Genomic DNA, 10,944 nt, shown 5'->3' with positions numbered 1-10,944 from the left:
TAAGAGGGACTGGTTCCGTAATGGGCTAGTGGCTCAGGCTTACCTGGTCTGATCCACACCCTGAAATCTTTCGCAGCCTTATTAATAACCAATTTTCGCCATGCCACGAGTTACAGCTTTGTTTTACATAAAGATTTAGCTGCATTAGTTGATTGCCTTTTGATTATTATGTAATGTGACGCTATTACAGAATCAGAATAATTAAACTACGGAGTATTATAAATGAACTTGGAAGTTTTAGATTTTTTGTTTGATAATGAAAAGTACATTGAAGAAATGGCTATGGATGTAGGTCTTGATAAAAATGCCAGTGTAGGAATAGTTAAATTGCTTAAAACCAATGCAGGTGACTTAAGTATTTTAAAAGGCAAACAAACATTCCATTATGAACAAGTTATCAGACCTTTACTTGAACGTGTTCAATGTGAAGGCGTTATCGGAATGATCCAAGATGAGGACGATAATTGGGTTAGTAGTTGTGAAAGTGGAGGTATCATTGACGACGTATCTCTTTATCAAAGCTATTTAGAAGAAGACTTTAAATGTCAAATTTGTCGCTTTGATTCTGAAAAGATTTCGTACAGCTAATTAGGAGGCTGGAGTTGTCTAACCTCCAGCACTTATACCCAGTATATTTTCAATCAAAAGCCTGAAGTTTTCACTAGGAAAAACGCCAATGTTGACGATTTAATCCACAATAACCTGCTCACTTGATGGATAGCGTTTCCTTTCCCACTCGGCTAACTCTAACCAATCCAAAATATCTTGCCTAGTGTAGTACTTATGTGCCCCACTATCATCAGTAGACTCGAAATCTTTTAATATGTCATGAACAACAAAAACATACTCTTGAGCAGTATTAAAAGCTGAATATATTAATGCATTCTTAGATGTTGTATGCCACTGAACTATAGGTAATTCAGGCCAAACACCATCAGTATCAATATGAACGTGGGTTAAATGTTCTTTCCAGATATCCGTCAATAGATCTTGTGGGAAATCAAAGATTCTGTCTCTCCCAAACAAAGGGTGAACTGATATTGTATCGAGCTGGGTTGTCTGTTCATTTGGGGTGGCGAAGTTTACTTCGCCCAAAGCCATACTGATTTTTTTGTATTCTTTGAATTCGCGAATAATAAAATCTTCGGCTTCGGTGATATTTTCAAGTTCTGCTAGAGCCTGAACGACTACAACAGTCTTAACCAATTTTATGTTCCCTTTTCTTTTTCAATTTTACATCAGTTCTCATACGTGAGTTTTCTAAAGAAACCGCTGGATTAGCAAATTTACCAGTTTTAAATGGGTTAACAAATTTTGTTTTATTAGGCATGATAATTCCCTAAATATAGACTGCTACAATACTATACAGCAGATGAAGACATCTTCGCAAGACATCCCGCAACATCAGTGATATGTGAGGTTAGGATAAACTTTGTTTTATACTACATACCCTCATACAAGCTCATTCTTAGACTCTTTGATCTAGCGTATTCATGTTAAAAACTTAGGTTGCCAATCACTCTTCCCTGATTGATCCCTGCGATGGAAACATTTCAAGCCAGATGAAATTCAGTTTTGTTAGATAGAAAAAAACCGCCGATAATGGCGGTTTTTTATTGTGTCCTAACAGTTGTGGTCGATGCGTGGACATCTTTCTCAATAATCCGATATAAAACAATAGGTTAGAGCAAACCCATAGTTACCCGCAGGTCTCTTTTTATATCAATCTAGCATTTAAGCTTCAGCAGCTGGTGCTTTAGCTTCTTTGATTGATAAGCGAACGCGACCTTGACGGTCAACTTCCATCACTTTCACATCAACTTCTTGGTTCAATTGCAGGTGATCAGATACGTTAGCCACACGCTCATCACTGATTTGTGAAATGTGTACTAAACCATCTTTACCAGGCAGGATGTTAACAAACGCACCGAAATCAACGATACGGATAACTTTACCCTTATAAACACGACCCACTTCAACTTCAGAAGTGATTTCTTCGATACGGCGGATGGCTTCTTGAGTCGCTTCGCTGTTAGAAGAGGCAATTTTCACAGTGCCGTCATCTTCAAGTTCAATGGTGGTACCAGTTTCTTCGGTCAGTGCACGAATAGTTGCGCCGCCTTTACCGATAACATCACGGATCTTTTCTGGGTTAATTTTGATTGTAGTGATGCGTGGTGCATGATCAGAGATATCATCACGAGCTGAACCAATGGCTTGATCCATAACGTTCAGTATATGTACACGCGCGCCATAGGCTTGCTGCAATGCAATTTCCATGATCTCTTTAGTGATACCTTCGATTTTGATATCCATCTGCAGAGCAGTAATACCATCACGAGTACCAGCAACTTTAAAGTCCATGTCACCTAAGTGATCTTCATCACCTAAGATGTCTGACAGTACAACAAAGTCATCGCCTTCTTTAACCAGACCCATGGCAATACCAGCCACAGAGGTCTTGATAGGTACACCAGCATCCATCAGAGCCAGAGAAGTACCACACACAGAAGCCATAGAGCTTGAACCGTTAGATTCAGTGATTTCAGATACTACGCGAACTGAGTATGGGAATTCAGCGGCTGATGGCATAACAGCGTTAATACCGCGCCATGCTAACTTACCATGACCGATTTCGCGGCGCTTAGGTGAGCCAACCATACCAGTTTCACCCACTGAATACGGAGGGAAGTTATAGTGCAGCATAAAGCGATTAGTACGCTCACCCATGATGCTATCAATCTTCTGGGCATCACGCTCAGTACCTAAAGTACAAGTCACTAACGCTTGAGTTTCACCACGAGTAAACAGGGCAGAACCGTGAGTACGTGGTAATACGCCAGCCATTACGCTCAGTGCACGAACCATGTCTGGTTCACGGCCATCGATACGTGGATTACCAGCAATAATGCGGCCACGAACAACTTTCTTCTCTAAACTACCTAACAGCTCTTCCAATTCACGAACGTTCAGTTCTGGTTGAGTTTCCAGTAATTTAGCGATAGCAGCTTGCTTAACCACAGACACTTGATCTTGACGATCAAGCTTAGTGATGATCTGATAAGCAGCAGTCAGACCTTCTTCAGCCAGCTCTTTAATTTGAGCAACTAATTGCGCATCTTTAACAGGTGCAGACCAATTCCAAGCAGGCTTGCCAGCTTCAGCTTTAAATTCATTGATGGCGTTAACAACAACTTGCTGTTGATCATGACCATAAACTACTGCGCCTAACATCACTTCTTCAGGCAGAGCATTAGCTTCAGATTCAACCATCAATACAGCAGCTTCAGTACCAGCAACAACCAAGTTTAATTGGCTATCAACCAGCTGCTCAGCACCAGGGTTCAGCAGGTATTCACCATTGCTATAACCAACGCGCGCTGCGCCTAATGGACCGCTGAATGGAATACCAGAAATGGCCAATGCAGCAGAAGTACCGATCATAGAAACGATATCTGGCTCAATCTGTGGATCAACAGAAACTACAGTGATGATAACCTGAACTTCGTTAACAAAACCTTTTGGAAACAAAGGACGGATTGGACGATCGATTAAACGTGCAATCAGTGTCTCATCTTCAGATGGACGACCTTCACGCTTAAAGAAACCACCAGGAATCTTACCGGCTGCGTAAGTTTTTTCCTGATAGTTAACAGTCAAAGGAAAAAAGTCACGACCAGGATCTGCTTGTTTCTTACCCACTACAGTAACTAAAACTGTGGTGTCGCCCATACTGGCTAAAACGGCGGCATCCGCTTGACGTGCAATAACACCTGTTTCCAGGGTGACTGTATGTTGACCATACTCAAAACTTTTTACGATAGGATTCACGTGACCCATTCCTTAATTTAATGACCTTAATTACGCGCGTAAGTATACTGCAATATCTGGCACCAGATAAAGAGGGCAAGGGTCTCCATTATGAGACTATTTATTGATTGTCAGCCTTACGCACCAAAAAACAGGCAATAAAAAAGGAGGCTAAGCCTCCTTATTTACCTCAATGAGGCCGATTAAAAACCAGCCACACTAAGTAGGCAAACGCCGTATTAGCGACGCAGACCTAAACGCTTGATCAGGTCAGCATAGCGAACTACGTCGGTACGCTTCAGGTAAGCTAACAGCTTACGACGAGCGCTAACCATACGCAGCAGACCACGACGTGAGTGGTGATCATGGATGTGCTCTTTGAAGTGACCTTGCAGGTGGTTGATCTGTGCAGTTAACAGAGCAACTTGAACTTCAGTAGAACCTGTGTCGTTTTCACAACGGGCAAATTCAGCAACAATTTTAGCTTTTGCTTCAACGCTTAGTGACATGTTTGTCTCCAAAAAATAAATAATAAACCTTAGCCGATCACTAACTCAGCCAAGGGGAGCGGTATTTTAGCCAGAATAAAGCCAAGGCGCAATAGCTTAATCAGCGCTTTGGAAGACCACTAGACGCTTAGGCGCTAATAATCCGGCAGGATTCAATTGGCCAATACCGACAAAATGCGCAGGTTTCCCTAAGGTAATCCGCACTAACGTATCTGCTGGTACATTAGGCACTGATACTGGGTTGCCATTCATTAAGAATTCAACAGACTCAGCAGGTACATGTACTACAGGAAAATTGGCGACCGCGGTATCCATTGGCAACAGCAAAGGATCTAATAAGCTTGCTGCTTCCAACTCTTGTTCAGCCGCATTATCTACTAAGGCTTGCAACTGCTCTAACGTCACCATCTTTTCATAAGGATAGTCGGCAACTTTAGTGCGACGCAACATAATCACATGCGCGCCACAGCCTAGCATTTCACCTAAATCATCAGTAATAGTGCGAATATAAGTGCCCTTAGAACAATGAATATCTAAGGTTAACTCATCGCCCTCTAAGCTCACAAAATTAAGCTCATAGACTGTGATTGGACGGGCTTCGCGCGGAACTTCTTTACCTTCGCGAGCATACTTATATAAAGGTTGCCCTTGATATTTAAGCGCCGAAAACATTGACGGTACTTGCATGGTCTCGCCACGAAAATACTCTAATGCTTGCTGTAATTGCTCGTCAGTAAAGTTAAGCGGACGCTCTTGCACCACCTCACCATCAGAATCGCTGGTATCGGTGCGGACTCCAAGCTTAGCTGTGACTAAGTAACGTTTATCGGCATCGAGCAGATGCGATGAAAACTTAGTTGCCTCGCCCAAGCAAACCGGCAGCATGCCGGTGGCTAATGGATCTAATGCGCCGGTGTGACCCGCTTTAGCCGCGCCATACATACGCTTTACACGCTGTAAGGCATGATTAGAGCTCATGCCAGTTGGCTTATCAAGCAGCACTATGCCATCAATAAACCGACCTTTAGGACGACGCGCCATTAGGACTCCTTAGAATCGTCTTCGCGAGTACCGTGCTCTTTTTGCTTCTGCTCATCATCACGGATGATTTTACTCACTAGGTTAGACATACGCATGCCTTCAACCAGAGAGCTATCGTAAATAAAGCGCAGTTGTGGCATTACGCGCAGTTTCATACGGCCTGCCACTAAGGTACGAATATAAGGCGCTGCAACATCTAAAGCTGATAGTTTATCAGCAATGACAGCATCATCTTCTTCAAAGAAAGTCACATAGACTTTGGCATAACTCAAATCACGCGATACTTCAACGTCATTCACAGTGATCATGCCAACACGCGGATCTTTCATGTCCCGCTGCAGTACCTGAGCCAGCTCTTGTTGCAATTGCTGACCGATACGACGGGTACGACTAAATTCTTTTGCCATAATAATCACCAAAGGGCGGTATGCCGCATCTGATTGATACACAAGTACCAAATAGACCGCACCCGCCCTTTATCAATTCAAATTAGATTAAAGTGTGCGTGCCACTTCAATGGTTTCGAATACTTCGATCTGGTCACCAGCACGAACGTCATTATAGTTCTTAACGCCGATACCACATTCCATGCCGTTACGAACTTCAGCCATGTCATCTTTAAAGCGACGCAGAGATTCCAGTTCACCTTCGTAGATAACCACGTTATCACGCAGTACACGGATAGGAGCGCTACGCTTAACGATACCTTCAGTCACCATACAACCGGCGATAGCGCCAAGTTTAGGAGACTTAAATACGTCACGAACTTCAGCCAGACCAATGATCTGTTGCTTGAATTCTGGCGCTAACATACCAGTCATTGCCGCACGAACTTCATCAATCAGGTCGTAAATTACGCTGTAGTAACGTAAATCAACGCTTTCTGATTCAATGGTCTTACGCGCTTGTGCATCGGCACGAACGTTGAAGCCCATCATGATGGCGTTTGATGCTGCAGCTAAGGTTGCATCAGTTTCAGACAGAGCACCAACACCACGAGCGATGATGTTAACTTTAACTTCATCAGTCGACAGCTTGGTCAGTGAGTCACAGATAGCTTCCAGAGAACCTTGAACATCAGCCTTAAGCACGATATTCAGTTCCTGAACTTCGCCTTCAACCATGTTAGCAAACATGTTTTCAAGCTTCGACTTCTGCTGACGAGCCAGCTTAACGTCGCGGAACTTACCTTGACGATACAGGGCTACTTCACGGGCTTTACGCTCGTCACGAACAACAGTCGCTTCATCACCAGCTTTTGGCACACCAGACAGACCTAAGATCTCAACTGGGATAGATGGGCCGGCTTCAGTGATTGGGTTACCGTTCTCATCTTTCATGGCACGGATTTTACCGTATTCTAAGCCACACAGAACGATATCGCCTTGACGTAAAGTACCTTCTTGAACCAAGACTGTAGCAACTGGGCCACGACCTTTATCCAATTTAGATTCAACAACTACGCCTGCTGCCATACCTTCGCGAACTGCTTTCAGTTCCAGTACTTCAGCTTGCAGTAAGATGGCTTCTAACAGTTCGTCAACACCAGTACCCGCTTTAGCAGATACGTGAACGAACATGTTTTCTCCACCCCAATCTTCTGACATTACATTGTGCTGTGACAATTCAGTCTTAACGCGGTCCGGATCAGCTTCTGGCTTATCCATCTTGTTAACGGCCACGATTAACGGCACGTTACCAGCTTTAGCGTGTTGAATTGCTTCGATGGTTTGTGGCATTACGCCATCATCGGCAGCAACAACCAGAATCACGATATCGGTCGCTTTAGCACCACGAGCACGCATAGCGGTAAACGCGGCGTGACCAGGAGTATCTAAAAAGGTGATCATGCCATTGTCGGTTTCAACATGGTATGCACCGATATGCTGAGTAATACCACCGGCTTCGCCAGCAGCTACTTTTGCACGACGGATATAGTCAAGTAATGACGTCTTACCGTGGTCAACGTGACCCATGATGGTCACTACTGGAGCGCGTGGCTCAAGAGCAACATCACCGTCACGGTCAGCCAGAACTTGATGCTCAAGTTCGTTTTCGCGTAACAAGATTACTTTATGACCGAACTCTTCAGCGATCATTTGGGCAGTTTCTTGATCAAGCACCTGGTTGATGGTAACCATAGTGCCCATCTTCATCATTTGCTTGATGATTTCAGTCGCTTTGATAGCCATCTTCTGGGCTAATTCAGCCACAGACACAGTTTCGCCAAGGCGGACTTCGCGGTTAACCGCAACCACTGGCTTGTTGAAACCATGAGCCATAGATTTAGGCGCACTACTGCGGTTCTTCATATGACGCTCACGGCCGTCACGCGCATCTTTACCGCCACGCTTTTTAGCAGCCGGTTTGTTGCGACTACGACGTCCACGCTTTTCATCATCCATATCAACTGTGTCTTCAGCTGCACGGGCAACGACAGAAGTAGTAATATGATGATCGCCGTTTTTCTCTGCTTCTAAACGTAAACGTTCTTCATCATCCCAACGTTTTGCATTTTCTTCGGCTAAGCGACGAGCTTCTTCAGCGGCTTTTGCGGCTTTTTCGTCAGCTTTGCTTTTGGCCAGTGCTTCTTGGGCCGATTTAATTTTTTCTTGTTCCAAACGGGCTGTTCTCGCTTCTGTTGTTTCTGCACCAACTTTAGTAGTTGATGGGGCTTGAGCTTGAGAAGTTTTCTCAGCTTTAGCCTTAGCTTCTGCAGCGGCTTTATCAGCGGCAGCTTTAGTCTTAGCTTCTGCCTCTACTTTTGCCTTGGCATCTGCGTCTGCTTTGGCCTTAGCCTCTGCTTCTACTTTTGCCTTAACCTCAGCTTCTGCACGAGCTTGTGCTTCTGCTGCTATCGCTGCCTCATCACGCTTAACGAATGTCCGTGTCTTACGTACTTCTACTTTAACATCTTTTGACTGCCCACCGTTACCAGCAACACTCAAAGTTTGTACAGTTTTACGCTGTAATGTCATCTTAGTAGGCACGGCGTCGCCACCGTGTTGTTTTTTAAGGTAATCCAGTAACTGCTGCTTTTCTTGCTCAGAGACAGTATCACCATTAACTTTTTTCACGCCTGCAGCTGAAAATTGTTCAATCAAACGATCGACGCTTTTTCCAACTTCAGTTGCGAGTTTCTCGACTGTTGTTCCTGACATCAGTTTATCCCCCTGTTGATCGACTAGGCTTCTTCGCCAAACCAACAGATGTTACGGGCAGCCATGATCAGCTCTCCCGCTTTTTCTTCTGTCAATTCTTCAATCTCGATCAAATCATCAATGCCTTGTTCGGCTAAATCTTCTAACGTCACGATCCCACGGCTTGCAAATACAAACGCGAGGTGACGATCCATTCCGGCCAACGCAAGTAAATCATCACTTGGTTCTGCCCCATCCAATGCTTCTTCAGAAGCTAATGCTCTGGTAGAAATCGCAGCTTTCGCTCGCTCACGCAGGGCTTCAACAATGTCTTCATCCAAACCATCAACGGCCAGTAATTCAGTTACCGGCACATAAGCAATTTCTTCTAATGAAGTGAAACCTTCATCCGCAAGCACCTGTGCGAAATCAGTATCAATCTCTAACGAGTTAACGAACAGATTAACAACTTTAGCACTTTCAGCCTGATGCTTGGCATTCATATCAGCCACAGTCATCACGTTTAATTCCCAGCCAGTTAACTGGGCGGCTAAACGTACGTTTTGGCCGCTACGGCCGATGGCTTGTGCTAATGAGTCAGCTTCAACGGCGATATCCATTGAGTGGTTATCTTCATCAACAATGATGGATGCCACATCAGCAGGAGCCATAGCGTTAATCACATACTGAGCAGGATTATCATCCCACATGATGATATCTACACGCTCGCCACCTAATTCATTCGATACGGCTTGTACACGTGCGCCACGCATACCAACACAAGCACCGATAGGGTCGATACGACGATCATTTGACTTCACAGCAATCTTAGCGCGACTACCTGGATCACGAGCTGCGCCCATGATTTCGATCATCTCGTCAGCGATTTCAGGTACTTCAACACGGAACAGTTCAATCAACATCTCCGGCTTAGTGCGAGTTAAGAATAACTGAGCGCCGCGAGCTTCAGGACGTACTGAGTACAATAATGCACGTACGCGATCGCCTGGGCGGAAACTTTCACGGCTGATTAAATCTTCTTTGTACAATACGCCATCAGCGTTACTGCCCAAATCAACCACTACACTGTCACGATTGCTCTTCTTTACTACACCAGTGATTAGCTCGCCTTCTTTATCAGCAAACTGCTCAACGACTTGAGCACGCTCAGCTTCACGTACTTTTTGTACGATAACTTGCTTAGCGGTTTGGGTAGTGATGCGATCAAATACAACAGATTCGATTTCATCTTCAATGAAAGCACCAATTTCGATGCCTGGCTCTTCGTATCGAGCGGCTTCAAGAGTGATTTCACGGAATGGGTTTTCTAATGCTTGACCTTGATCGTCAACAACCTGCCAGCGACGGAAAGTTTCATATGCACCGGTTTTGCGGTCAATAGCAACACGAACTTCGATATCGCCTTCATACTTCTTTTTGGTCGCAGTCGCTAAGGCAATTTCTAACGCTTCAAAAATTTTCTCACGCGGAACTGCTTTCTCATTGGACACTGCTTCAGCGACCAGCAAAATTTCTTTATTCATGATCTTGCCTCGTTCACCTTGAAACTATCAAAACTTAGCGATTAAGTTGCCTTTGCGAATATTATCGATAGCAACCAATTTATCATTACCATCAACAGTTAAGGTCAACATTTGACCATCAACTTTAGTGATAACACCTTTCAGATTTCGACTGCCGTCAACCGGCATAGTCAATTGAACTTTCGCATCTTCCCCAAGATAAACACCATATTGCTCGGCATTGAACAGAGGTCGATCGACACCTGGAGAGGAAACTTCCAAGGTATATTCATGTGTAATTGGGTCCTCGACATCCATGATGGCACTAATCTGGCGACTGGCAGCTGCGCAATCTTCAACATTTATGCCGTTATCGCTGTCGATGTACACCCGTAATGTGGAATGTTTACCCGCTTGCAGGTATTCGATGCCCCACAGCTGAAAACCCAGAGCCGCCACTGCAGGCAGTAACATCTCGGTTAGTTTGGATTCTAGTGTTGCCAAGGTAACCCCCAAAAAACAAAAAAAGGGCTAATAAGCCCCAGTATTACGCCGTATTCCGGCCAATTTAAAAGTCGCAAATAACAAAAAACCCCGTAATCACGAGGTCATTGACATAAGAACCTATAAACAGTTACGTCCAAATTAATGAAACGTCGCTGGGAGTTTGGTTGCGGGGGCCGGATTTGAACCGACGACCTTCGGGTTATGAGCCCGACGAGCTACCATGCTGCTCCACCCCGCGTCCGAAAACTGCAGCAAGTATACGGTTGATTCCGTTTACTTGCAATATCTGAGTAAATAAAACGCGATATCTACTCAAATTTGGTGCCGAGAGCGGGACTTGAACCCGCACGACCGTTAGGTCACAGCCACCTCAAGGCTGCGCGTCTACCAATTCCACCACCTCGGCGAACTTGC

10 protein-coding genes and 2 tRNA genes are annotated in these 10,944 nt (G+C 44.6%); 1 reads left to right on the top strand and 11 read right to left on the bottom strand.

The annotated features are described in order from the left end of the window. Positions 1–222 precede the first annotated feature (222 nt). On the top strand, positions 223–588 hold the full coding sequence (locus AC1HDP_RS17805) for a hypothetical protein (RefSeq protein ID WP_479639785.1): 366 nt from the start codon (positions 223–225) through the stop codon (positions 586–588). Positions 589–687: 99 nt separating this feature from the next. Here the strand turns inward: AC1HDP_RS17805 and AC1HDP_RS17800 are convergent, their stop codons facing one another. The 11 genes from AC1HDP_RS17800 to AC1HDP_RS17750 form a co-directional block, all read right to left on the bottom strand. Beyond that, positions 688–1,206 (bottom strand): type II toxin-antitoxin system YafO family toxin, encoded by a 519-nt coding sequence (locus AC1HDP_RS17800; RefSeq protein WP_479639784.1) that lies wholly within the window; start codon positions 1,204–1,206, stop codon positions 688–690. After that, on the bottom strand, positions 1,199–1,330 hold the full coding sequence (locus AC1HDP_RS17795) for a hypothetical protein (protein ID WP_479639783.1): 132 nt from the start codon (positions 1,328–1,330) through the stop codon (positions 1,199–1,201). Before AC1HDP_RS17795 ends, AC1HDP_RS17800 begins: the two co-directional genes overlap by 8 nt. Before the next feature lie 404 nt (positions 1,331–1,734). Next, complete coding sequence (pnp, locus tag AC1HDP_RS17790; protein WP_479639782.1) at positions 1,735–3,831, bottom strand: polyribonucleotide nucleotidyltransferase; 2,097 nt, start codon at positions 3,829–3,831, stop codon at positions 1,735–1,737. 218 nt (positions 3,832–4,049) lie between these two features. Continuing rightward, positions 4,050–4,319: a 30S ribosomal protein S15 gene (gene rpsO, locus AC1HDP_RS17785; RefSeq protein ID WP_140931683.1), complete on the bottom strand. Its 270-nt coding sequence runs from the start codon at positions 4,317–4,319 to the stop codon at positions 4,050–4,052. 96 nt (positions 4,320–4,415) lie between these two features. After that, positions 4,416–5,360: a tRNA pseudouridine(55) synthase TruB gene (gene truB / locus AC1HDP_RS17780; protein ID WP_479639781.1), complete on the bottom strand. Its 945-nt coding sequence runs from the start codon at positions 5,358–5,360 to the stop codon at positions 4,416–4,418. Next, a complete protein-coding gene (gene rbfA / locus AC1HDP_RS17775; RefSeq protein ID WP_140931679.1) occupies positions 5,360–5,767 on the bottom strand; it encodes a 30S ribosome-binding factor RbfA in 408 nt (135 codons plus the stop codon). The genes truB and rbfA overlap by 1 nt, the downstream gene beginning before the upstream one ends. An 87-nt stretch (positions 5,768–5,854) precedes the next feature. Further along, positions 5,855–8,521: a translation initiation factor IF-2 gene (infB, locus tag AC1HDP_RS17770; protein WP_479639780.1), complete on the bottom strand. Its 2,667-nt coding sequence runs from the start codon at positions 8,519–8,521 to the stop codon at positions 5,855–5,857. Between the two features lie 23 nt (positions 8,522–8,544). After that, the gene (gene nusA, locus AC1HDP_RS17765) at positions 8,545–10,044 is read right to left on the bottom strand and encodes a transcription termination factor NusA (protein WP_140931675.1); all 1,500 of its coding nucleotides are present in this window, start codon (positions 10,042–10,044) and stop codon (positions 8,545–8,547) included. A 27-nt stretch (positions 10,045–10,071) separates the two neighbouring features. Next, positions 10,072–10,527, bottom strand: a complete 456-nt coding sequence (rimP, locus tag AC1HDP_RS17760; protein ID WP_140931673.1) for a ribosome maturation factor RimP — start codon at positions 10,525–10,527, stop codon at positions 10,072–10,074. Positions 10,528–10,691: 164 nt separating this feature from the next. After that, positions 10,692–10,768 (bottom strand) — tRNA-Met (locus tag AC1HDP_RS17755). Between the two features lie 81 nt (positions 10,769–10,849). Continuing rightward, positions 10,850–10,936: transfer RNA gene (locus tag AC1HDP_RS17750), tRNA-Leu, on the bottom strand. Positions 10,937–10,944 lie beyond the last annotated feature (8 nt).

The organism is Shewanella sp. ISS20, from assembly GCF_056522965.1.
Note: the sequence above shows the minus strand (reverse complement) of the source record. Positions and strands in the feature narration are given on the sequence as shown.

What these genes read in the sequence shown, in the direction of transcription:
- rpsO (WP_140931683.1), bottom strand. Translation starts at nt 4,319, where the DNA reads ATGTCACTAAGCGTTGAAGCAAAAGCTAAAATTGTTGCTGAATTTGCC.
- rbfA (WP_140931679.1), bottom strand. Translation starts at nt 5,767, where the DNA reads ATGGCAAAAGAATTTAGTCGTACCCGTCGTATCGGTCAGCAATTGCAA.
- AC1HDP_RS17805 (WP_479639785.1), top strand. Translation starts at nt 223, where the DNA reads ATGAACTTGGAAGTTTTAGATTTTTTGTTTGATAATGAAAAGTACATT.
- nusA (WP_140931675.1), bottom strand. Translation starts at nt 10,044, where the DNA reads ATGAATAAAGAAATTTTGCTGGTCGCTGAAGCAGTGTCCAATGAGAAA.
- truB (WP_479639781.1), bottom strand. Translation starts at nt 5,360, where the DNA reads ATGGCGCGTCGTCCTAAAGGTCGGTTTATTGATGGCATAGTGCTGCTT.
- AC1HDP_RS17795 (WP_479639783.1), bottom strand. Translation starts at nt 1,330, where the DNA reads ATGCCTAATAAAACAAAATTTGTTAACCCATTTAAAACTGGTAAATTT.
- infB (WP_479639780.1), bottom strand. Translation starts at nt 8,521, where the DNA reads ATGTCAGGAACAACAGTCGAGAAACTCGCAACTGAAGTTGGAAAAAGC.